This is a genomic window from Bacillus sp. BR3(2024) (assembly GCF_039134555.1).
Lineage (GTDB): Bacteria > Bacillota > Bacilli > Bacillales > Bacillaceae_G > Bacillus_A > Bacillus_A cereus.
Window position 1 is genome coordinate 4,824,241 of the sequence record NZ_CP152433.1, and the last position, 24,086, is coordinate 4,848,326.

Sequence of the window (24,086 nt, forward strand, 5' to 3'; positions counted from 1 at the left end):
ATATCTATAAATCATAATAAACAGTTTAAATGAGGGTAGGGGTAACGATGAAATATGTTAGTATTCGAAAAAAACTACTGTTCACACTCTTAAGCATTTCTTCTTTATTTAGTATTGCTCTTATTGTTATTCTTTCATTCGCCATGAATCAAGCAAGTGAAATCGAAACGTTAAAAAATGATGTATCAAAAAGAGCGACGATTTTAAAAGAACGTGGCGATTGGTTCCAAGCACAAGTTGCTGGTTTACAAGAATATTTGCTATCACATGATCAAAAAGGATTAGATAAGTTCAATCGAGAAGGGAAAAAATTAGCTGATACTAGAGAGAAAGTAACAAGTGACAAGAAGCTCCCAGAAGGAATGAAAGAAGCTATTTTAATGGGTGGAAAATGGCGTAGCGTCATAGATAATGAGGTACTACCTCTTGCGCGTGAAGGAAAATGGGACGAAGCATCCAAAATTGCTTTATCACAAACAGATTATGTAAATGATCTTTTAGGTCGTTTTAATAAATATACAAATGAAGAGAATGAGAAACGTGACGCATTAATTGCTGATGTCGAGTCTTCTTCATCACTTATTCAATATATTATTTTCTTCTCACTTATTACATGTACATTAACGTCTATCTTATTAGCATGGTGGTTCTCTGGTAAACTCGTTAAACCAATTCGACAAATTGATGAGAAGTTAAAAGAATTAGCTTCTCAAGACGGAGATTTAACGGCTAGATTACACGTAACAAGTAAAGATGAAATTGGTGACATTGCAAATTCCTTTAATCAAATGCTCACTAACTTACAGCATATAATAAAACAAGTTCAACAAACATCAACAAGTGTAAAAGAAGCTTCCGAAAATGTATTTATCGAAACAACCGCTTCTATGGAAAATACCGCAAGAACCCAAGAAACTATGAATGCTCTTGAACACAATATTCGTTCACAAGTTTCTAGCATTGAAGAAAGTTCAACCGCAATGGATGACATGGCAACGAGTGTTCAGCGTATCGCTGAGTCCGCCTCTTCTGTTACTAGTTTAGCTGTCACAACTTCAGAAAAAGCAGATGATGGGAATAAAGTCATTGAGAAATCTATTACACAAATGCATACAATTAACGAAGCTGTTAACGCTACATCACAAGTAGTTGAGCGGCTCATTACACATACAAATCATATAGATACTGCACTTCAATCTATTTCAAATATCGCCGACCAAACAAATTTGCTCGCTTTAAATGCTTCTATTGAAGCAGCTCGTGCTGGTGAACACGGCAAAGGATTCGCTGTTGTTGCCGATGAAGTTCGAAAACTTGCTGAACAATCTCAACTAGCCGCAACTGACATTAACCATTTACTTCATCAAATTCAAGCTGATACAAAAATAGCAAATGATATGATGACACAAGGTCAAGCAGAAGCTTCTGAAGGAATTACGGTTATTCGTACCGCCGGATCTTCATTCTCAGAAATTGTTAACCACATTAACAAAGTCTCTACACAAATGCAAGAAATGTCTGCAACTGCTGAAGAGATGGCTGCAAGCTCTGAAGAAATGAACGCAGCTTTAAATAATATCGCTTCTATTTCAAACGAAGTTGCTGCAGAAACATCACAAACAGCGCATTCGGCTGGTGATCAAGTAAACAAAATGAGTATCGTGGCTAACAAATCATCTGAAATGAAAACAATCGTACAAGAACTTGAAGTTCTCGTCTCTCATTTCAAAACAAACGCTTAAAGTGAAAATGACACGAGCTCAAAGGTATAGGAATGAAAGTTTTACAGTCTCTCTTTTTTCACTTTAAAATATCTCTTTCTATCTCTCATTCCGTCTGCTATAATTCCTAAAGGAAATAAGAAAGCTTTATTCCAACTGGAGTAAAGCTTTCTTTCAATTTTTTACATTTATTAATTCTAATACTAAGATTTCACAAAGGAGGCTTTTAATTATATGAATTTTGTAAGTATCAGAAAAAAACTTATGTTCATGATGGGAACGATTTGCGCTTTATTTGGTGTCGCCTTAGCATTTATTTTATTTTTTGCTATCGACCAATCTCGTAAAGCTGAAACATTACAAAAAGAAATTTCTCCACTGGCAACAGAATTGAAAGAGCGTGGAGACGCTTATCAAGTACAGCTCTCTGCTTTAAGAGGTTATTTACTACAACATGATCAAGTCGAATTAGACAAGTTTAATGAGATGAGTAAACGTCTTGAGGATTCAAAAGATAAACTTCTTTCTAATCCAAATCTTTCTTCGTCCGTAAAAAGCACAATGGAATTAGGGTCTACTTGGAGAAAGTTCATTGAAGAAAAAGTATTCACTCTTGCAAAAGAACAAAAATGGGAAGAGGCTTTACAAGTAGCTTCTTCAGAAAACGGAACGGTCTATAAAGTAATTGGTGACTTCACAAATTACAGTAATGAACAAGCTAAATTACGTGAACAATCTATTGAAAAAATTGATCAATCTGCACTCTTAATCGAATATGTTATTTTCTTATCACTTGTTGTATGTATTATCGTTGCAATTATTCTTGCATGGTGGTTCTCTGGTAAACTGGTGAAACCAATTCAACAAATTGACACGAAACTAAAAGAATTGGCCTCTCAAGAAGGTGACTTAACGGCACGTCTACAAGTAAATAGCAACGATGAAATAGGTGCTATCGCAACATCATTTAATAAAATGTTAGAAAACCTACAACATATTATTAATCGTGTTCAAAAAACATCAGTGGAAGTACAAACCGCTTCTGAAAATATGCTAGAAAAAACGAATACATCACGTGAGGCGACATTAAGAGTCCAAAGCTCGATGTCCAACTTAAATGCAAGTATTCAATCACAAACTTCTAGTATGGAAGAAAGTTCAACTGCAATGGATGATATGGCAGTAAGTGTTCAGCGCATTGCTGAATCTGCTTCATCTGTAGCGGAACTTGCTGTTGCCACATCTGAACATGCTAGCGATGGCAGTACCGTTATCCAAAAATCTGTTTCACAAATGACAACAATACACGAAGCTGTAAATGCTACGTCAGAAGTGGTTGAACGTCTAATCACTCATACGAAATATATTGATACTGCTGTACAATCTATTTCTAATATTGCTGAGCAAACAAACTTACTTGCTTTAAATGCTTCTATTGAGGCAGCTCGTGCTGGTGAGCAAGGAAAAGGATTTGCTGTCGTAGCTGACGAAGTTCGAAAACTTGCTGAACAATCTAAAACAGCTGCAACAGACATTAATCAATTACTACATCAAATTCAAAATGATACAGAAACTGCTAGCTCTATGATGTCTCAAGGCCGTTCTGAAGCATTTGAAGGCATTAATGTTATTCGTGAAGCTGGTACTTCTTTCTCAACAATTGTAGAACAAGTAAATAAAGTATCTACTCAAATGCAAGATATATCAGCAACTGCTGAAGAAATGGCTGCAAGTGCTGAAGAAATGAACGCTTCACTTAATAACATCGCTTCTATCTCTACTGAAGTATCGAGCGAAACTGCCGCAACGGCACAATCTGCTGAACAGAAAGTTATTGTTATGAATGAAATGACAGTAACTGCTAGAAAAATGAAACAAACAGTTGAAGAGTTAGATCAACTCGTATCTCATTTTAAAACAGAATAGATGTTCAAAAAATATCCCTTCTTTGAAAGAGGGATATTTTTTTGAGCTCATTTCCTGCACATTATGCTCATTTCCGTTATAATGAGAATCGATATCATTAAAGTGTAGGAGGGGCTGCTTATGTCACAAGAAGCATTTGAAAATAAATTACTTGCCAATTTAGAGGCTGTTATTGACCCTGAACTAGGTGTTGATATCGTTAATCTTGGATTAGTTTATGATGTTACAGCAGATGAAAATAATAATGCTGTCATTACGATGACTATGACTTCTATCGGTTGTCCAATGGCTGGGCAAATCGTATCAGACGTTAAAAAAGTATTATCAACGAACGTACCTGAAGTTAATGAAATAGAAGTAAATGTCGTTTGGAATCCACCGTGGTCGAAAGAACGTATGTCACGTATGGCGAAAATCGCATTAGGCATTCGCGACTAAATAAAGTGGAAATTTCATCATTTGCGGATAGCGGGATAAAGAAAAGACCTGACTAGGATGTCAGGTCTTTTCTCTTATTATTTTACACCTACTGCATCATAAGCTTTCGTTACAGCTTGTACAGCTTTAGAGTTTTTACCATATAAATCTTCAGCTGACTGAAGAGCAGCTTGACGCATCATTTTGAAGTCAGAGTTTGCAGTTAAATATTTCGTAAGAGCACGGTAGTAAATTTTTTCTGTCGCTTCACGGCCCACTCCAGTTACTTTCACGCCGTAATGATCTCCGCCTTCAGATACTAAATATGCAGCTTTATTGTTAATACTGCTGTTAATATGAACACCGCCATTATCAGCTGTTCCAGTATAACGTTTACTATAGTGATCTGGGTAACCTTCACTTGGTTTTAATGGATTTGGAATAGACGCTGGGTCTTTAAGAGAGCGAAGTGCATCACCAGGTTTATCAGGTGTATAAATATCAGCACCTAAATCCCAGCTCTTCTTCTCAACCATAACACCCATAATATCAGATAACGATTCATTTAACGCCCCTGACTCATTTTTGTAAACAAGGTTTGCTGTATGTTCAGTTACAGCATGCGTTAATTCGTGACCGATAACATCAAGTCCAGCAGATAATGGAATGAATGTTTTTCCATCGCCATCACCATACATCATTTGCACACCATTCCAAGCTGCGTTATTCCAGCTCTCCCCTACGTGAACAGTTGAAATAAGCTTCGCACCTTTATCATCGAAAGAGTTACGATTAAATGTCTTTTTGTAGTAATCATATACTTTTCCTGCATTTACATGCGCATCAACTGCAGCTTTATCTTCGAAGAACTTAGATTTACTTTCAACTTCTTCTCCTGTATATCCAAGCCATTGTGAGAATAAATTAAACCAGTTCTCGTCCATATTTTCTGCATCAAATGTATGAACACCTTGTCCTCGTTTACCATCAAACAAGTTGAATTGTCCTGTTTTCGTATCTTGAGCAATTTCAAATGATTGTCTAGCACCTAATACTCCGTAACCAAATCCAGTAATGTTATCTACAGCGTTATATTTCTCAATAACATTTCCATTCGTTGCATCAACAAAATAATGCCAATACCCTGGAGCTGGTTTTGAAATCGATGCCTTAACTAAGTATGCAAGGTAGTAATTACCGTCTTTTTCATATACAAATAAATCTTTTTTCACACCATCATAACTCTTTACTTTACCAATTTCTTTCTCAATATCTGCCTTTGCAATTGTTTCTGCTTGTTCCGCAGTAATGCTTGCAGCTGCAGGAATATTTTTATCATCTAAATTCGGAATAACTTGTCCGAAGAATGCTTTTACATTATTCTCTTTATCAAGTGTAACAGTTTGATCAGAACCGTACACAGGAATGTTATTATGTTTCTCAACTAGCTTCACATGTGTCGTATCAGATTCAGCGTCTTTTTCTTCCCCAACGATATTAAAATGCTTTTCAATATTTCCTGCTAATTTAAACATATCTTTCTTACTCTCTAAGTATTGAAAGACTGTCTCTTTTTTATCTAGTCCTTCCGGTGCTTTCCATTCTTCACCTATGTATGCAGGTGTTTTAAATTCTTGATGATATTGAATTTTTTGTTCTTCCGCTTTCGTTGTCGTTGCCCCAAACGCTCCAAATCCCCCGGCGATAACAGTTAACGCTAATGCTGATGAAATGACTTGCTTTTTCACTATAACATTCCCCATTCCCATAAAGATTTTTGACACTTTTATACAATTCTTATTTTCCCAGCTGATACCTCTACCTAAAATTTGAGAAACATTTTTCAGACAATTCTAATCAAAAAAAGAGGACATCTATCGGATGTCCTCTTTTCTATAAACCTTTTATTGTTTTTTCAATTCAATTGCTAAATAGTGTGATTGCTCTTTCGCTTGAATGTGAATATCTTCTTCTACAGATTCTGCTGCATCCCGCATAACAAACGTTTCACCATTTATTACACTGCTTCCTTCAATTTGTACAAGATACAATTGACGGCCTTCTTTCACTGGAAAATGAATTTCTTTTCCAGCCTCTAATGATAAAGAATATAAATTCGCATCTTGGTGAATTTGAATTGGTGCATTTCCTTCTACTGAAGATACCATATGGAACCATTCATCTTCACGCTTGCTCCAATCAAATTTAAACTCACCATAGTTTGGTTTATAATCTGCGCGGTCTGGTAAAATCCAAATTTGTAATAAACGCAGCGTTTCATCGCCTAAATTATGCTCGCTATGAAATACACCCGTGCCAGCACTCATATATTGAACATGTCCACGCTCAATTGTTCCGCGATTTCCCATGCTGTCTTCATGTGTTAAAGCACCATCTACAACGTAAGAAATAATCTCCATATCACGGTGCGGATGCATATCAAAACCAGTTTGCGCCGCTACTAGATCATCATTAATAACACGTAACGCTCCGAAGTTCATGTTATTTGGATTGTAGTAATTGGCAAAAGAAAAATGAAAATGTGTATTTAACCAACCATGATTTGCTCTGCCCATATTTTTATGATCAACTTTTCTAAACATATCCTTCACCTCATACTATCTCGAATTCGAGATTTATTTTAAAATTTTTTCTTACTGTAACTTTTTTAATAGTGTTAATAACTGCTTTTGTTCCTCTATATTTAAATTATGAAACTTCTCTGCTTGGAACGTTTCTTGAGATGGGACGATTTCCTCATATAAAGCTCTTCCCTTTTCTGTTAAAGAAATATATTTCGTAGTACCCTCTTGTTCACGCAAAATCCACTCAAGCTGCTCCATTTTATTTAAAAGCTGCGTTACATTTCCTTTCGTAACAAATAGCTTATTTCCAAGTTCTTGCTGCGTTAAACGATTATGTCCTCCAACTTGAGCTAACACATCAAACTGGGCGGCAGATATATTCCATTTTTTCAAATGCTGATTCGTCTCACGAATACTCTTATTATAAAAGCGTGACAAACGAAACCATAATAGTAGCCCTAGTCTATCTTCTGTTTTCATTTCATCACCTCGCTTGTTTCATATCATTAGTTTAGAACTAAACTTAATAAAAGTCGAATACTTATTTTTAATAAGTACAAAAAGCACAGCGCTATTTCTCCACTATGCTTTACATTAACTTTCTACTCTTATATTCATCTAATTTCCTCTCCGCGAACTTCCTCGCATCTTTTTCAATCCACCGCTCTTCGTACCGTTCACTTCCCACATACAATATATCTCTCTTATGCTGCATCGCATGGCGGAATTCATGCAGTAGCGTTTTGAGAACTTGATCATACTCTTCCCACATACAAACGAAAATTAATTGCTTTTCTTTATGATAAAAACCACCTACTGGGAATAGGAACTCTTCTTCCTCTTCCCCTAATGATAGAAGCACATCATTTGCATCACACGTATCACAAAAAATAACGGGCGTTTTACATACTCCAATAAGAGAAAACAAATCCTCTCTCAACTTTTTGACATCCCAAGGAAGCTCCGAATCCAACACATACCAATTCTCTACCTGTTGATATACATTTTGAAACTGGAGTTCCATTTCTCTTTATTCCCCTTTCCAAGCACCCTTTTTCTATATGTATGCCACAATATGGTAAATATTAAACGTATTCTTTCATCCTTGAAAAAATGCCAATAAAAAAGGAATCTACGTCGACATAGATTCCTTTTCTGTAATCACTTTTTTTTCATCATTTTTTTTAATACAAAATAACCAATTGCACAAACAATAGCAGCAAGTGCAAAGTATTTCACATATGGCCCCGCAACTTTATTAATACTTTCCCACTCTGTTCCTAATTTAAAACCTAAATATACAAACACAATTGACCACGGAATAACAGCTAATGTAGTTAGCGTAATAAACTTAGCATGTGACATTTTCGCAATACCCGCTGGTATCGAAATAGCATGCCGCACAACCGGAATAAAACGTGCGGTAAAGATAACGCCAGTTCCATAACGATTAAACCAATCTTCAGCATAATCAATATGTTTCTTCTGAATTAAAATATATTTTCCATATCGCTTAAGAACAGGTCTTCCTCCATATCGACCAATCCAATAAATGAATAGTTGTGCAATTACACCACCAATTGTACCGAACGCGACAGCGCCCCAAAATGTAATGCTTCCTGTTGATACTAAATAACCTGCATAAGACAATACGATTTCACTTGGAATAACCTCTAGCATTAATCCAAGCATAATTCCCCAATAACCAAGTCCTTCTAAAAAAACTAAAACCGAATGGATCAACTCTCCTAACATCATGTACCTCTCTTTACTGTTTTCATTACAAAAATGAAAGTACAAGCAGGAAATATCTTGTACTTTTATTTTTTAAAATTTAGTTTAGTTAGTCTTCGTATCCCACTTAAAGATTTTATTTAAGAATTTATATACATTCTTCGACTCTTTTGTCAAAAGTGGGCCTAAAATGGATAGTATAAGCACGTATAGTGCTGAGAATGGTTTCAGTACTGACATTAAACCACCGGCGATACCGATATTAGCCATAATGATGGAGAACTCTCCTCTTGAAACGATTGTTAATCCGATATTTGTTGATGCTTTATGAGATAATCCAGCTTGTCTTCCTGCAATCATTCCTGCTACAAAGTTACCGATTATCGTAAGAAGGACAGCACCTAACGTTAACCATATCGCTCCGCCTAATGAGAACGGATCAATACTTAACCCGAAGCTGAAGAAGAAAATAGCTCCGAAAAAGTCTCTAAATGGAACAACAAGATGTTCAATTCGGTCACTATGCTCTGTCTCAGAGAAAACTAATCCTAGAAGAAGTGCTCCAATTGCTTCTGCAACGTGAATTGTTTCTGAAAAACCAGCAATGAAGAATAATGAAGCAAATACTACAATAATAAAGATTTCATCTGAGCTAATATTGAGCAATTTATTTAATAACGGCGTAGCCTTTCTAGCTACTATAAAGAATAGAAGCATATATCCTAAAGCAATTCCAATTGAAGTAAGGGCACCTAAGAAGGAAGCGTGATCCCCTAGTACTAAACCAGAAACAACTGATAGGTATACAGCAAGGAATATATCTTCAAACATAATAATTCCTAAAATTAATTCGGTTTCATTATTACCAGTTCTTCTTAAGTCCACTAACACTTTAGCAACGATAGCGCTAGAAGAAATCGTAATAATACCCGCAATAATTAAGATCTCTAGTAATGGGAATCCCATTATAAATCCGTATAACAAACCAAGTGAAAAGTTAATTAAAATATAAATCGTTCCGCCAATCGCAATAGAGCGTCCAGATTTAATTAGTTTTTTCATTGAAAATTCTAATCCTAGATAGAATAGAAGGAATAGAACCCCAATCCGTCCAAGGAAGGAAATTACACTTGCACTTTCAATAAATTTGAGATCGATAACACCTATTGTCGGTGCATGCGGTCCTACTAACATTCCAAGAACGATTAGAAAAGGAATTACTGAGAATTTAAATTTTCCAGCAATTACTGCTGCAATTGCCACTAAAACTAAAGCTGTACCAACTTCAAAAATTAACGTATCCATCTAATCAGTCCCCCCTATTTGAAAGTAATTCATTAATGATTTTTTTAATTTCTTCTCTCTCACCTGAAACTACAAGCATATCTCCTTCTTCAATTACTGTTTCTGGTCCTGGATTAAATAGCTTCTTCATGTTCTTCTTCATAACCGCGATTATTGTTACGCTATATGTTTTTCTTATTTCAAGATCGCCAATTGTTTTTCCGATTGCTGGAGCTGTATTCTCCACTTTGAACCACTCAATCGCTAAACCTTCAAAAACCATCTCAACATTTTCTAACGCCCTAGGCTTATATACCATTCCACCTAATATTGCAGCGATTTGTCTCGCCTCTGAGTCACGTAGTGAAATACTTGAGATGCTTTCTTCATGATCTGAATCAAAATGATACATTTCTCTACGACCATCATCATGAATGACAATTACCATCTTTTCGTTACCTTTCGTAACGATTTGAAACTTATAACCAATACCTGGAAGTTCACTTTCTCTAATATTCATTTTTAGCTCCTCCATAACTTGTTTATTTTAATTTTCTGTTTTTCTGTCTTTTATTCATCCAATCAACTTTAGAAATTCTAACCACTCAGGATATTTGTGATTTGGAAATCTTTTATTGTAATAATAAGTGGACCCTAAAAAGATACTTAAAGATGTAATGATAAAAAATATATTACTTCTCATTTTCAAACTCTCAAGACTTACTTTCCATAAAGAATCTTCTTTCAAATTATCCCCACCTTCTCGCTTTAAATTTAGTTTTTTAAAATGTAAATAATTCTAAAAATATCACGATGTAACATAATCATAACACAAAAATGATTTAAGTAACATAATTTTTTAGAAAAATTGATTCTCGTATATTTTTTGCATATAATTTTCTTATTACGAAAAAAAGGAAGTGTATTATATGGTTGATATCTTTAGCAGATTCCTTGAGGTAACGAATAATATTTTATGGTCATATATTCTTATTGCAATGCTAATCGGCTTCGGTCTTTACTTCTCCTTTAAATTAAAATTTGTCCAAATTACTCATTTCAGTGAGATGGTCAGCTTAATTAGTAAAGGGTTTAATCGAAAAGAAAAAAAGAAAGATAGCATCTCACCATTCCAAGCATTTTGCTTAAGTGCAGCAGCACGTATCGGTATCGGAAACTTAGCTGGTGTAGCATTAGCAATTTCAATGGGTGGACCTGGCGCAATATTTTGGATGTGGTTTATCGCAATTATCGGAGCAGCTACTAGTTTTGTAGAATGTACACTTGCGCAAATTTATAAAGTAAAAGATGGAAGTAGGTTCCGTGGTGGACCAGCATATTACATGGAAAAAGGGTTAAACAAACGCTGGATGGGCGTCTGGTTTTCACTTCTTATTACAGTTGCGTACGGATTAATTTTCAATTCAGTGCAAGCAAATACAGTAACAATAGCGTTTGAAAATGCTTTTGGACTAGAGCGAACAATCGTAGGAGCTCTATTAGCCTTATTAGTTGCAGTTATTATTTTTGGTGGCATTAAGAGCATTTCACGTATTACAGAAATGATTGTTCCGCCAATGGCAATCGTTTATATCGGCGTGGCTATTTTTGTCGTTATTAACAACTTCAGTATGTTACCAAGCATTTTCATGGAAATCTTTAACGGTGCATTCGGTTTAGACCAAGCCATCGCTGGTGGTATTGGAGCAGCAATCAAGTTCGGAATTCAGCGCGGTTTATTCGCTACGGAAGCAGGAATGGGTAGCTCTCCTAATGCAGCCGCAACATCTGATGTATCTCACCCTGTAAAACAAGGGCTTGTTCAAGCGTTAGGCGTTTTCGTAGATACATTCTTAGTATGTACATCAACAGCATTTATCGTATTATGTTCTGGACTTTACAAAGGATCAAATTTAGAAGGTATCGAATTAACACAAAACGCATTAAGTTCACAAATTGGACCGTGGGCAAGCACCTTCTTAGCAATTATTATTTTCCTATTCGCTTTCAGTTCACTTCTAGGAAACTACTATTATGGTGAAACAAATATCGCATTCATTAAAGAAAGCAAAACATGGTTAATGATTTATCGTGTTGCAGTTGTCGGAATGGTATTCTTCGGATCAATCGCTGCTCTTAAAACAGTTTGGAGTTTAGCTGATTTATTCATGGGACTAATGGTATTCACAAACTTAATTGCCATCTCATTCCTTAGCAAATTTGCTTACGCTGCATTAGTAGACTATTTGAAGCAAAAGAAACAAGGAAAAGATCCTGTCTTCGTTGCAAACTCTATCCCTGGCTTAAAAAATACAGAGTGCTGGGATGGGCAGGATGTAGAAGAAAAACAAAAGGCCGTTTAACAAATAAAAGCGGAAGTGGCTCGTTCAGAACAGGAGGGTGTTGGAACTCCTGATTACGAGGCGCTTTTTGCCTCGAATGAAGGAGTGAAACAACCGACTGTTCTAGCCGCTGGAGCTGGATATCATTTAAAGCGGAAGTGGCTCATTCAGAACCGCAGGACACTTCAAGCTCTCGACCTTGAAGCGCTTTTTGCTTCGAGCGAGAGAGCGAAATGACCGGAGATTCTAGCCGCTGGAGCTGGATATTAATTAAAAGCGGAGGTGACTTGCTCAGAACAGGAGGGCATTGGAGCTCCTGACGAAGAGGCGTTCTTTGCCTCACAGGAAGGCGCGAAATGACTGACTGGTCTAGTCACCGGAGCTGGATATCACTAAAAGCACAAGCGGCTCGTTTAGAACAAGAGCCATATCTCAAACAAAGGCCCTATTACTTCACCGTAATAGGGCCTTTTATTTACAACAGTTCATAATTTGTTCAAATTAATTCCAGCAAAAGGGTTGATTTATAGAGATTACTAGATTACAATTATTATAAATTAGTAATTGATATCACATAACAACTCAAAAGGAGATTGATCATAATGAACAAACAAGTAATCGAAGTATTAAACAAACAAGTAGCAGACTGGAGCGTTTTATTCACAAAACTTCACAACTTCCATTGGTACGTAAAAGGACCTCAATTCTTCACATTACACGAGAAATTCGAAGAACTTTACACAGAATCAGCTACTCACATCGATGAAATTGCAGAACGTATTTTAGCAATTGGCGGCAAACCAGTAGCAACAATGAAAGAATACTTAGAACTATCTTCTATTCAAGAAGCAGCATACGGAGAAACTGCAGAAGGGATGGTCGAAGCAATCATGAAAGACTACGAAATGATGCTAGTCGAACTGAAAAAAGGCATGGAAATCGCTCAAGACTCTGACGATGAAATGACATCTGACCTACTACTAGGCATCTACACAGAACTAGAAAAACACGCTTGGATGCTACGTGCGTTCTTGAATCAATAATAATTAAAAGCGGAAGCGGCTCGTTTAGAGTCGCTTTTTTATGTAATGGTCGCACTTAACGGTACACGAAATTATATCAACGATTTTTCAAATATATCGATCATAACTCGCAATATATCAACGATTTTTTCATTATATCGATCATTACCCGCAATATATCAACGATTTGACAAAGGATATCAATTTGCCGACAAATCACGACAATATCAGCGCCCCTCTCCCCTACTTTTATCAATATATTACAATCTCATCTATGTTAAAATATAGGAAACACCCTTTAGCTTTTCCAAATTCATCATTTACTACTTAAATGACGGGAGTGGTTCAGTTGAAAGACTACTTAATTAGAGCATTTTTTGCGTTAATAACAGTTGGGATTCTCTTACTTATGGCTAATATTTTCAATATACGTGTCGAGGTTAAGGACTATGCTTTCCTCGTTGTCGTAGCAATTGGTGGCGGCTGGGGTGGCTGGTACCTGTATAAAAAACAAAGCAATCAAAATGATAAAGGCATTCCAAAGTAATATGGAATGCCTCTTTTATTGCCTTCTGTAATAAATAATGAAATTCAGACCACTAATACAACCAATCGCAATAAACATACAAAGCGATTGTGGATCTCCACCTAGATTATACTCATCAACGATAAATCCGGACATAAACAACGTTATCGCTGAAACACCGATACACAATACCGAGATAAACCAAAGCGAAAATTCATTAATCAACTCTTTCTTCTATCTCAAAACAATTAGCATAACAAGAATAGACGCTGCTAAAATACTTTTAAAAACCGGACGTAAATATACGAACTCCTCCATCTATTTCTCCTTTCCCCAAAACATTACATCTAAACATTAATATATTTAACTAAATTAAAAACACATGCCATCTTAAATTAAAACGACATGTGTTTCCGTGTTTCCGTATTTGCTATGATAGTTGCTTCCACTTCGTTCCCAAAACAGGACGCTCATAATTTTGGATTGCATGAATTAGTTTATCTGCTGTCTCAGCTGAAACGATCAATTCTTTATTTGATGAATTCATAAATCCTTCTTCTGCTGCACGTTCAACCATTTGCAAAATTGGTCCGTAAAAACCTTTTATGTTTAATAAACCAACCGGCTTATTATGTATACCAATTTGTGACCAACATACAACTTCAAATAGTTCTTCAAACGTTCCGTATCCGCCTGGAAGCGCAATAAAAGCATCCGCAAGCTCTGCCATTTTCGCTTTACGTTCATGCATCGTCTCTACTTCAATTAATTCTGTTAATCCTGTATGCACAATTTCTCCTCGGAATAGACCGCGCGGCATAACACCTGTTACACGTCCACCTAAACGAAGAACTTCGTTTGCTACTTCTCCCATTAATCCAACACATGAACCACCGTATACAAGCTCATACTCGTTCTCAACAAACATTTTACCTAACTGAATTGCCTGCTCTTTGAATTCTGGTCTCTCCCCTAAATTAGAACCTGCAAACACACAAATCTTTCTCATCCCTACACCCCGAAACTATATATTGTTATGATACAATTAACATTGTACAACATATTGAGGAGATGAGGAAGAAATGGATATCGTTGCATTTCAAAGATGGGTTGAGGAATTTTACGAAAAACGAAGCTGGTCACAGTATAATGCCTTTATTCGATTAAATTTCTTAACCGAGGAAGTTGGGGAAGTTTCACGAGTCGTTCGTGCTATTGAAATTGGCCGCGATCGCCCTGATGAAGATGCGAAAACAGAAGAAGAGCTAAAACAAGAACTAAAAGAAGAACTTGGCGATGTACTATCTAACCTTATTATTCTTTCGCAAAAATATGATTTAGACTTACAAGACATTATGGACGCACACGTTGCAAAGCTTTCAAAAAGGTTCGAAGTATCTAAATGAGAATATTATCAATTATGGTATAATATTCTTGTCACAATACTAAGGGGGATTTTATGTTATCAAAAAAATTGCACGACGCATTAAATGAACAAATGAACTTTGAATTTTACTCTGCCCATGCTTATATGGCAATGGCTGCTTACTGTACAGCTGAGAGCTATGATGGATTCGCTAACTTTTTCCTTGTACAAGCTGAAGAAGAACGTTTCCACGCAATGAAGCTTTACAACTATATTAATGACCGCGGAGAGCGCGCTATTATTACTGGATTTGATAATCCGAATAACGAATACGAATCTGTATTAAACGCTTTTGAAGTCGCACTTGAGCACGAGCGTGAAGTAACGAAACGTATTTACAACTTATCTGATATCGCTTGGGACGAGCGTGAACATGCAACAATTACATTCTTAAAATGGTTCGTTGACGAACAAGTTGAAGAAGAAGCTTCATTCGATAGCATCATTCAAAAATTAAAACGTATTACAAGCGATTCAAACGCACTGTTTATGCTAGATGCTGAATTAGAGAAACGTACATTTACGCCTCCAGCTGAGTAATATTTCAATCACCTTAATACATGTATTAAGGTGATTTTTTTGTTTGCTCTCTATCTTAAAATCACCTTAAATTTCCTCATATTTGACATAGTGCCAGATATAAAGTGGTATTATTTTCAATATAAAAACGAATATACGAGGAGAGGAAAAATGAATCAACGTGTAGAAGCTGTTGATGCAATTCGTGGTTTTGCTTTGTTTGGCATTTTACTAGTCAATATGACATTAATTCAATTTGGGTTCTTCACCAGTGAAAAACCAACTTATCTATTTGGCGATCTTGATAAAGGTGCTAATTGGTTTATTCAATTTTTCGGCACACATAACTTTATATCCCTATTTTCTTTTCTATTTGGGCTTAGCATTATTTTGTTACAAAAAAGTATTATCACAAAAGGAAAAAAATTCTTCCCCACATACATAAGACGTATTATCATTCTTTTACTACTCGGCTACATTCACGGCACTTTTGTTTGGGAGGGAGATATTTTATTTGCATACGGAATAATCGGGATTTTTTTAATGATATTCATCAATCGAAAACCGAAAACTTTGCTTATTTGGGCGATTATTCTACTCGCACTTATTACACTTATGTCTTATCAAACTGATCCATCTACAAATATAAATGATTTCGCACCTTATACTGAAAAAGAACATAAAGTCCATCAAACTGGAAGCTATATGGATCACGTCAACTTTAGATTGACTGAAAATCCTTTTGATTACATGGGAATTGACGGTGCATTCGGATTATTTTTCATATCAGTTTTCGCAATAATTTTTATGTCTCCACTGTTCCTACTCGGAATGTATGTAGGGAAAAAAGGCTGGCTATTTGAGGTCAGTAAACATATACCTGCTGTCAAAAAAATATGGTTTGCCACCGGTCTCTTCTCTTTTACAATTAAAATCTTAGCTATGTTCATAAAACACCCGGTTTTAATTATGTTACAAGATGGCCTTACACCAGTAACTATGACCTTCTTTTACGGAAGCACAATCATTTTATTATTCCATTACAAAAAAGCAACCCGTCTACTAACATACATGGCGAACATGGGGAAAATGTCCGTTAGTAATTACTTAGCGCAATCTATTATCGCAACAACCATTTTTTACGCATATGGATTTGGCTTATACGGGAAAATCGACTATTTCTTCGGTATTCTTTTAACCATCGGAATTTATACGATTCAATTATTCGTTAGCACCTATTGGCTCCAGAAATACCGAATGGGGCCAGTGGAATATGTGTGGAGACTGGGAACTTATTTAGAGAAACCACGTTTTAAAAGAGACTTGGATAAAGCAAGTTAAACAAAAAAAGCAATGAGCCTACGCTCATTGCTTTTCTTAATTTATTAAAGCATAACCCCAACGATAATCGCTGATAATATACTTACTAATGTTGCACCGTATACAAGTTTTAAACCGAATGATGATACAACGTTTGCTTGTTTGCCATCGATACTCTTCGTTGCACCTGCGATAATTCCGATAGATGAGAAGTTCGCAAATGATACAAGGAAGATAGATAAAATACCTACTGTACGAGCTGATAAATCACCAGCTACTTTACCAAGATCAAGCATTGCAACGAATTCGTTCGTTACTAATTTTGTTGCCATAATTTGTCCTGCTTGTAACATCTCTGATGTTGGAATACCCATTACGAATGCTAATGGTGAGAAGATGTATCCTAAAATGCTTTGGAATGTGATTCCGAAAATTGAATCGAATACACCATTAATTGCTGTAATTAATGCCACGAAACCGATTAACATCGCCGCTACTGTTACAGCGATTGAGAAACCAAGCATAATATATTCGCCTAACATTTCAAAGAATGTTTGTTTCTTGTCTTCTTGTAATTCTAAAATATCGTCTTCTTCTTTTACTTCATATGGATTAATGATATGAACGATAATGAATCCACTGAATAAGTTTAATACAAGTGCTGTTACTACATATTTTGGATCAATCATTTTCATATAAGAACCGACAATTGACATCGATACTGTAGACATTGAAGATGCACAAAGTGTGTATAAACGATTTTTCGGTAATTTGCTTAGTTGATCTTTTACTGTAATGAATACTTCCCCTTGACCAACGATTGCAGCTGCTACCGCATTATATGATTCTAGTTTTCCTAAACCGTTAACTTTACTTAATAGGAAACCGACTGCACGAATGATAATCGGTAAAACTTTAATATGTTGCAGGATCCCGATTAATACTGCTAAGAAAATAATCGGTAATAATACTGTTAAGAAGAATGGTGCTTGTCCATCGTTTGCTAGACCACCAAATACGAAATTAACCCCAGCTTCCGCAAATTTTAAAATAGCGCCAAATCCATCTGCGATCCCTTTTACTAATACAAATCCGACCTTTGTATTTAGTAAGAAATACGCAAGTACCAATTGAATGACAAGCATAAGTGCAATTGGTTTATATTTAATTTTCTTACGATCTGAACTAATAAGGAAACCTAGTACAAACACTACAAGTAAACCGACTAGAAACATTACGAACTTCATATGTGAATCCTCCACTTCTCCCACAAGTTATTGGTCGTATAACGTATAACGAATGACGTCTGACCATTGTTGTTAAAAAAATTTAAAACCCCTAAAACTATTCAACTGTCATCTAAAATCAGTAAGCGTTTACATAAATTGCAATTTATAAAAGGTAGCTTCTTCTCTCCTACCATACTTGAAAGTCTGAAATTGATACCACCTACAAATCAAATTGTAAGCGTTATCTAGACGAAATGCAATATAAATTTTAAAAGATTTTTATATGTTAATATATTCCTAATTAATTGGTTTTTTCATGTAAATTTACCATAAAAAAATAGCCCTAGCTATGAGCTAGAGCCATCCTTTTTTTATAACATAACACCAACGATAATCGCTGATAGAATACTTACTAATGTCGCACCGTACACAAGGCGTAGACCGAATGATGATACAACATTTGATTGATTTTCATCGATACCTTTTGTTGCACCTGCAATAATTCCGATAGATGAGAAGTTCGCAAATGATACAAGGAATACAGAAAGAATACCAACTGTACGAGCCGATAAATCACCGGCTACTTTTCCAAGATCAAGCATCGCAACAAACTCGTTTGATACTAATTTTGTTGCCATAATTTGTCCCGCTGTTACCATTTCTGCTTGCGGGATGCCCATTACGAATGCTAATGGTGAGAAAATATATCCTAAAATAGCTTGGAATGTAATACCGAACATTGAGTCAAACAAGCTATTGATTGCTGTAATTAATGCTACGAAACCAAGTAACATAGCTGCTACTGTAATCGCAATCGTGAAACCAAGCATAATGTACTCGCTCAGCATTTCAAAAAATGATTGTTTTTTCTTATTTTCTAATTTCAGTGTATCTTCTTCTTCTGTAATATCGTACGGGTTAATAATATGAATGATAATGAAACCACTAAATAAATTTAATACAAGTGCTGTTACTACATATTTCGGTTCGATCATTTTCATATAAGAACCAACGATTGACATCGACACTGTCGACATAGAAGATGCACATAATGTATATAAACGATGTTTTGGGATTTTACTTAATTGATCTTTTACTGTAATAAATACTTCTGCTTGTCCAACAATGGCAGCTGCTACTGCGTTATATGATTCTAGTTTTCCTAGACCATTTACTTTACTTAACAACGTACCAATAGCACGAATAAATATCGGTAAAATTTTAAAGTGTTGCAGAATTCCGATTAAAACCGCAAAGAATACGATTGGTAATAACGCTGTTAAGAAGAATGAAACCTCTCCTTTATTAACAAGACCACCAAATACGAAAACGATTCCAGCTTCCGCATATCCAAGAAGTGCGCCAAATCCATCTGAAATTCCTTTTACTAAAATATAACCAACTTGCGTATTTAATAAGAAATAAGATAATGCTAGCTGAATAATAAGCATAATTGCGATTGGTTTATACTTAATCTTCTTTCGATCGGCACTTATAAGAAAACCGAGTACAAATACAACGAGTAATCCTACAAGAAACATAACAAACTTCATTAATAAAATCCTCCATTTAACTCTTCATTAACGTTGAACGTCTGACCATTCAAAACAAGAAATAATCCGAACTTTCCATTTCCCCTCCAAAATCTTCAATCGGATAGGAAAGATCATAAAACCTCTTATTTCAAAGGCATTTTCCATTCTAACACAAATCACAAATCATATCCGCACTTTTCTTTAAAAAATTACATTTTATTATAAAATGTCTATGAATGTTCGTCTTTTACTATCTGCAAATAGTTGAATAAAACAAAAAAAGAGCATCAAGTTTCACTTGATGCCCTTTTCATTATACCGCTTTTTCTTTATCAGCTACCGCTGACTCATCCCAACACTCTGTATTGTTCAAACCTGGAATAGACTCCGCATAAAAGACTGGATCTTTCCCTTGTTTCTTTTGCTTAATATAATCTGATAACGCTGCGAAAGCATACTTAGAAAGGAATACAATTGCTACTAAGTTAATAACAGCCATAATTCCCATAAATAAATCTGCTAAATCCCAAACGATTTGAATTGTCGCTACAGATCCTAGCATAACCATACCAAGTACAGCAATGCGGTATGCATTTAATAGCACTTTACTTCCATTTAAGAATTCAATATTTGTTTCACCATAGTAGTAGTTACCTACTAATGAACTGAACGCAAACAAGAAGATTGCCACTGCTACAAATATAGAAGCCCATGGACCGATATGTTGACTTAACGCCTGCTGCGTTAATTGAATTCCGTTTAAATCAGCTGCATTATGCACATCTGATAAAAGAATAATAAATGCTGTACAACTACAAATTAATAATGTATCAGTAAATACCCCTAAAGTTTGAATGAAACCTTGTTTAACTGGGTGCGTTACGTTTGCAGTCGCTGCTGCGTTCGGCGCACTACCCATACCTGCTTCATTTGAGAATAACCCACGTTTTACCCCTAATAAAATCGCAGCTCCTAATCCTCCGCCTACTACTTCTTTAATTCCGAAAGCATGTAAGAAAATTTCTTTAAATACATATGGAATTGCCGTAATGTTTGTTACAACAACGAATAATGCCACTGCTACATAAATAATTGCCATTACTGGAACAATCATTTCAACCGCGCGAGCAATTCGTTTTACTCCGCCGAAAATAATAACTGCAAGTAAACCAGCCATAACAAGACCTACTAATCTACTATCTGTTTTGAACGCCCCATCAAAGGCAGCCGCTACAGTATTAGACTGTACAGCGTTAAAAATCAATCCGAAACTTACTGTTATTAGAACAGAGAACACAACACCTAACCAGCGTTTCTTTAAACCCTTTTCCATATAATACGCTGGGCCCCCACGGAATGCATTCCCATCTTTTACTTTATAAATTTGCGCTAATGTGCTCTCTACAAATGCAGAAGCACCCCCAATTACCGCGATTAACCACATCCAAAATACTGCTCCTGGACCACCTGCTGAGATCGCAATAGCTACACCAGCTAAGTTACCAGTACCTACACGAGAAGCTGTACTCATACAAAACGCTTGGAATGATGATACGCCGCTCTTCTCTTTTTGCGCTTTCCTCGTTTTCGAGCTTGCCCCGTCCCCAAGCAAACGAATCATTTCACCGAAGTAACGAACTTGGACAAATTTCACACGAAATGAAAAATAGAGCCCTAACCCAATTAACATCGCAATAATGATATATGACCAAAGGATATTATTTATATCCCCAATTACCTTAGCTAAAAAATCCATAATTGCATTGCCCCCTCTTCCTAACAATAAGAAAATTATATTCTAAAAACTTTTAGTAATCAAGAACTTTATGTTAGGTTTTATAACATGAGTACGTTAATTTTTTAACATACGTGTTTTTTTGCATGAAAATATAGCCATTACATGCATTTATCCAATACTTAATAACTTATCCTATTCGACCAGCCATACTTTTAAAACAGTACGTTCCCCACAAATAACGAGAGAAACAAACAAAAAAGTTATATTAATAATTACCCCTCACCCTTTTCATCATTTACTACAACAAAAAAGGCGAGCATCGAATTTACCTCGATGCTCGCCTTTTCAATTACACTGCTTTTTCTTTATCTGTTACCACTTGCTTATCCCAGCACTCTGTATTCGTTAAACCAGGAATAGAATCTGCACTGAAGACTGGATCTTTCCCTTGTTTCTTTTGCCTTACATAGTCTGTTAATGCCGCGTACGCAAATCGGCCAAGAAGTGTAATCGCAATTAAGTTCGTGATTACCATTAGACCCATAAATAAGTCTGCCATATTCCATACAACTTGAAGCGTTGCAACAGAACCGAATAATACCATTCCAACTACCGCAATACGGTAAATTGTTAACCACGTTTTGCTTTGTTTAATGAATTCAATATTTGTTTCACCATAATAGTAGTTTCCTAAAAGAGAACTAAATGCAAATAAGAAAATAATAATCGCTAAGAAGCTACTTGCCCATGGGCCGATTTGTGAGCTTAATGCATTTTGCGTTAATTCAATACCTTCTAAATTCGTTGCTTTATATGCACCAGAACATAGTACGATAAATGCTGTTGATGTACATACTAAGAATGTATCTACTAAAACGCCGATCGTTTGAATAAAACCTTGTTTTGCTGGATGCGTTACATCAGCTGTTGCTGCCGCGTTCGGCGCACTACCCATACCTGCTTCGTTCGCAAATAATCCGCGCTGAATACCATATTTCATCGCAGCACCGATACCGCCACCTACAGCTGAATCTAAACCGAATGCACCTTTAAAGATTTCCGTAAACACATCTGGTATTAAATAGAAGTTTTTAATGACAACAAAAATAGCTACCGCAATATAAACAAGCGCCATTGGCGGAACAATCATTTCCGACATACGTGCAATACTTTTTACACCACCAAAAATAATAACCGCAACTAATGCAGCTAATACAATACCAACAATATAACGCTCTAAACCAAATGCATTTTCAAACGCTAATGTTACTGTATTCGCTTGTACTGAGTTAAAAATTAAACCGTAACTAACTGTAATAAGGATAGAAAACCAAATTCCCATCCAACGTTTATTTAAACCTTTTTCCATATAATAAGCAGGACCACCACGGAAGCCACTGCCATCTTTTACTTTATAAATTTGGGCAAGCGTACTTTCTACGAAACTTGAAGAAGCCCCGATAATCGCAATAACCCACATCCAAAATACAGCTCCAGGTCCTCCCATAGATATAGCTAATGCTACACCAGCTAAGTTACCGATACCAATACGAGCTGCTGAACTCATACAAAACGCTTGGAAAGAAGATACACTACCTTTTTTACGCGTCTTTCCAGTTAATCCATCACTCATTAGTCGAACCATTTCCCCTAAATGAGTAATTTGTACGAATTTCAATTTAATAGAAAAATAAAGACCTAAACCAATTAACATTGCAATAAGAATATATGACCAAAGAATTGTATTTGTTGATGAAATAAATTGCTCTAAAATATTCATACAATTAACCCCTCCTTTTCTCCATAAAACGAATTATATTTAAAAAACATTCAAAAATCAACATTTTTCGACAATTTGCAATTTCCAAATATTAGCCAGGTTCACAGTAACAATATCTTTATGACTGACTACCCTCCCTCTAACTGTGCATACTAAAACAAAAAATAAATTCACAAACAACCCTATTGACAAAAATACCAACCTGTAACTATAATTATTACAACAGGTTGTAACAAACCTAATTACAACAAATTCATTTACTTTCAGATATACACTTTAACAAAACACTTTGGAGGGATTTATTATGAAAATCGGAATTATCGGAGCAACTGGTAAAGCAGGAAGTCGTATTTTAAAAGAAGCATTAGATCGCGGACATGAAGTAACTGCAATCGTAAGAAACGCTGCAAAAATTACAGAAGAAAACGTAAAAGTTTTAGAAAAAGACGTATTTTCTCTTACATCTAACGACTTGCAAGCATTCGATGTAGTTGTAAATGCATTCGGTGCTCCAGCAGGACAAGAACACCTTCACGTAGATGCAGGAAACGTACTAATTGAAGCGATGAAAGGTGCACCTAACACAAAATTACTTGTAGTTGGTGGCGCTGGAAGCTTATTTGTAGACGAAGAGAAAACAACACGTGTATTTGAGACACCAGGTTTCCCGAAAGAATATCTTGCAACAGCTCAAAACCAAGGTAAAAACTTAGAAATCTTACAACAAACAAATGATATCACTTGGACATTCATCAGCCCTTCTGCACTATTCGCATTAGGAAAACGTACTGGTTCTTATAAAGCTGGTAAAGACAACCTTCTTGTGAACACAAAAGGTGATAGCTACGTAAGTTACGAAGACTTCGCAGTTGCAGCACTTGATGAAATTGAAAACCCAAAACATGTAAACGAACGCTTCACAGTAGTTTCTGAAGCTGAATAATAAAAAAAGCTCGTAAAACATTATGTTTTACGAGCTTTT

General features: G+C 35.8%; 22 protein-coding genes and 1 pseudogene. 10 read left to right on the forward strand and 13 right to left on the reverse strand.

The genetic code is table 11. The annotated features are described in order from the left end of the window. Positions 1-47 precede the first annotated feature (47 nt). The 3 genes from V7S45_RS24995 (at position 48) to V7S45_RS25005 (ending at position 4,085) form a co-directional block, all read left to right on the forward strand. Complete coding sequence (locus V7S45_RS24995) at positions 48-1,742, forward strand: methyl-accepting chemotaxis protein (protein WP_000878445.1); 1,695 nt, start codon at positions 48-50, stop codon at positions 1,740-1,742. A 213-nt stretch (positions 1,743-1,955) separates the two neighbouring features. Then, entirely contained in the window at positions 1,956-3,647 is a 1,692-nt protein-coding gene (locus tag V7S45_RS25000) for a methyl-accepting chemotaxis protein (RefSeq protein ID WP_001012209.1), read from the forward strand. 120 nt (positions 3,648-3,767) lie between these two features. Further along, entirely contained in the window at positions 3,768-4,085 is a 318-nt protein-coding gene (locus tag V7S45_RS25005; RefSeq protein ID WP_000076422.1) for a metal-sulfur cluster assembly factor, read from the forward strand. A gap of 77 nt (positions 4,086-4,162) precedes the next feature. Here the strand turns inward: V7S45_RS25005 and nprB are convergent, their stop codons facing one another. The 7 genes from nprB to V7S45_RS25040 form a co-directional block, all read right to left on the reverse strand. Next, on the reverse strand, positions 4,163-5,812 hold the full coding sequence (nprB, locus tag V7S45_RS25010) for a neutral protease NprB (RefSeq protein WP_000745123.1): 1,650 nt from the start codon (positions 5,810-5,812) through the stop codon (positions 4,163-4,165). Positions 5,813-5,968: 156 nt separating this feature from the next. Further along, positions 5,969-6,667, reverse strand: coding sequence for a pirin family protein (locus V7S45_RS25015; protein ID WP_025686647.1), 699 nt, complete (start codon positions 6,665-6,667; stop codon positions 5,969-5,971). Between the two features lie 51 nt (positions 6,668-6,718). Continuing rightward, entirely contained in the window at positions 6,719-7,129 is a 411-nt protein-coding gene (locus V7S45_RS25020) for a MarR family transcriptional regulator (protein WP_342761541.1), read from the reverse strand. A 109-nt stretch (positions 7,130-7,238) separates the two neighbouring features. Continuing rightward, positions 7,239-7,673 (reverse strand): DUF3920 family protein, encoded by a 435-nt coding sequence (locus tag V7S45_RS25025; protein WP_000422806.1) that lies wholly within the window; start codon positions 7,671-7,673, stop codon positions 7,239-7,241. A 137-nt stretch (positions 7,674-7,810) separates the two neighbouring features. After that, complete coding sequence (locus V7S45_RS25030) at positions 7,811-8,404, reverse strand: DedA family protein (protein ID WP_142292987.1); 594 nt, start codon at positions 8,402-8,404, stop codon at positions 7,811-7,813. Positions 8,405-8,488: 84 nt separating this feature from the next. Further along, complete coding sequence (locus V7S45_RS25035; RefSeq protein ID WP_000380223.1) at positions 8,489-9,688, reverse strand: cation:proton antiporter; 1,200 nt, start codon at positions 9,686-9,688, stop codon at positions 8,489-8,491. A 4-nt stretch (positions 9,689-9,692) separates the two neighbouring features. After that, positions 9,693-10,187, reverse strand: coding sequence for a cation:proton antiporter regulatory subunit (locus V7S45_RS25040; protein WP_001026075.1), 495 nt, complete (start codon positions 10,185-10,187; stop codon positions 9,693-9,695). Positions 10,188-10,596: 409 nt separating this feature from the next. On the opposite strand from V7S45_RS25040, the gene V7S45_RS25045 reads away from it, so the two are divergent. The 3 genes from V7S45_RS25045 (at position 10,597) to V7S45_RS25055 (ending at position 13,578) form a co-directional block, all read left to right on the forward strand. Further along, positions 10,597-12,030 (forward strand): alanine/glycine:cation symporter family protein, encoded by a 1,434-nt coding sequence (locus V7S45_RS25045; protein WP_000227591.1) that lies wholly within the window; start codon positions 10,597-10,599, stop codon positions 12,028-12,030. A 581-nt stretch (positions 12,031-12,611) separates the two neighbouring features. Next, complete coding sequence (locus V7S45_RS25050) at positions 12,612-13,052, forward strand: Dps family protein (protein ID WP_001041895.1); 441 nt, start codon at positions 12,612-12,614, stop codon at positions 13,050-13,052. 328 nt (positions 13,053-13,380) lie between these two features. Further along, the gene (locus tag V7S45_RS25055) at positions 13,381-13,578 is read left to right on the forward strand and encodes a hypothetical protein (RefSeq protein ID WP_000656316.1); all 198 of its coding nucleotides are present in this window, start codon (positions 13,381-13,383) and stop codon (positions 13,576-13,578) included. Positions 13,579-13,593: 15 nt separating this feature from the next. On the opposite strand, the pseudogene V7S45_RS25060 reads toward V7S45_RS25055, so the two are convergent. Together V7S45_RS25060 and V7S45_RS25065 are read right to left on the reverse strand one after the other, a co-directional pair. Then, positions 13,594-13,875, reverse strand: a pseudogene (locus tag V7S45_RS25060) (hypothetical protein). Positions 13,876-13,987: 112 nt separating this feature from the next. Beyond that, on the reverse strand, positions 13,988-14,551 hold the full coding sequence (locus V7S45_RS25065) for a TIGR00730 family Rossman fold protein (RefSeq protein ID WP_002026558.1): 564 nt from the start codon (positions 14,549-14,551) through the stop codon (positions 13,988-13,990). An 88-nt stretch (positions 14,552-14,639) separates the two neighbouring features. On the opposite strand from V7S45_RS25065, the gene V7S45_RS25070 reads away from it, so the two are divergent. From V7S45_RS25070 to V7S45_RS25080, 3 genes are all read left to right on the forward strand, one after another. After that, a complete protein-coding gene (locus V7S45_RS25070) occupies positions 14,640-14,963 on the forward strand; it encodes a MazG-like family protein (protein ID WP_000355744.1) in 324 nt (107 codons plus the stop codon). A gap of 53 nt (positions 14,964-15,016) precedes the next feature. Beyond that, complete coding sequence (locus V7S45_RS25075) at positions 15,017-15,523, forward strand: ferritin (protein WP_000949403.1); 507 nt, start codon at positions 15,017-15,019, stop codon at positions 15,521-15,523. Between the two features lie 150 nt (positions 15,524-15,673). Continuing rightward, complete coding sequence (locus V7S45_RS25080) at positions 15,674-16,843, forward strand: DUF418 domain-containing protein (RefSeq protein ID WP_342761542.1); 1,170 nt, start codon at positions 15,674-15,676, stop codon at positions 16,841-16,843. Between the two features lie 44 nt (positions 16,844-16,887). On the opposite strand, the gene V7S45_RS25085 is transcribed toward V7S45_RS25080, so the two are convergent. From V7S45_RS25085 to V7S45_RS25100, 4 genes are all read right to left on the reverse strand, one after another. Further along, positions 16,888-18,069 (reverse strand): nucleoside transporter C-terminal domain-containing protein, encoded by a 1,182-nt coding sequence (locus V7S45_RS25085; protein ID WP_000673874.1) that lies wholly within the window; start codon positions 18,067-18,069, stop codon positions 16,888-16,890. A 353-nt stretch (positions 18,070-18,422) separates the two neighbouring features. Continuing rightward, positions 18,423-19,604, reverse strand: coding sequence for a nucleoside transporter C-terminal domain-containing protein (locus V7S45_RS25090; protein WP_000673839.1), 1,182 nt, complete (start codon positions 19,602-19,604; stop codon positions 18,423-18,425). A 295-nt stretch (positions 19,605-19,899) separates the two neighbouring features. Beyond that, complete coding sequence (locus V7S45_RS25095; RefSeq protein ID WP_000346371.1) at positions 19,900-21,342, reverse strand: alanine/glycine:cation symporter family protein; 1,443 nt, start codon at positions 21,340-21,342, stop codon at positions 19,900-19,902. Between the two features lie 331 nt (positions 21,343-21,673). Beyond that, complete coding sequence (locus V7S45_RS25100) at positions 21,674-23,104, reverse strand: alanine/glycine:cation symporter family protein (protein ID WP_001022931.1); 1,431 nt, start codon at positions 23,102-23,104, stop codon at positions 21,674-21,676. A 304-nt stretch (positions 23,105-23,408) separates the two neighbouring features. Between V7S45_RS25100 and V7S45_RS25105 the strand changes: the two genes are divergently transcribed. Beyond that, positions 23,409-24,047: an NAD(P)-dependent oxidoreductase gene (locus tag V7S45_RS25105; RefSeq protein ID WP_025686651.1), complete on the forward strand. Its 639-nt coding sequence runs from the start codon at positions 23,409-23,411 to the stop codon at positions 24,045-24,047. Positions 24,048-24,086: the final 39 nt, after the last annotated feature.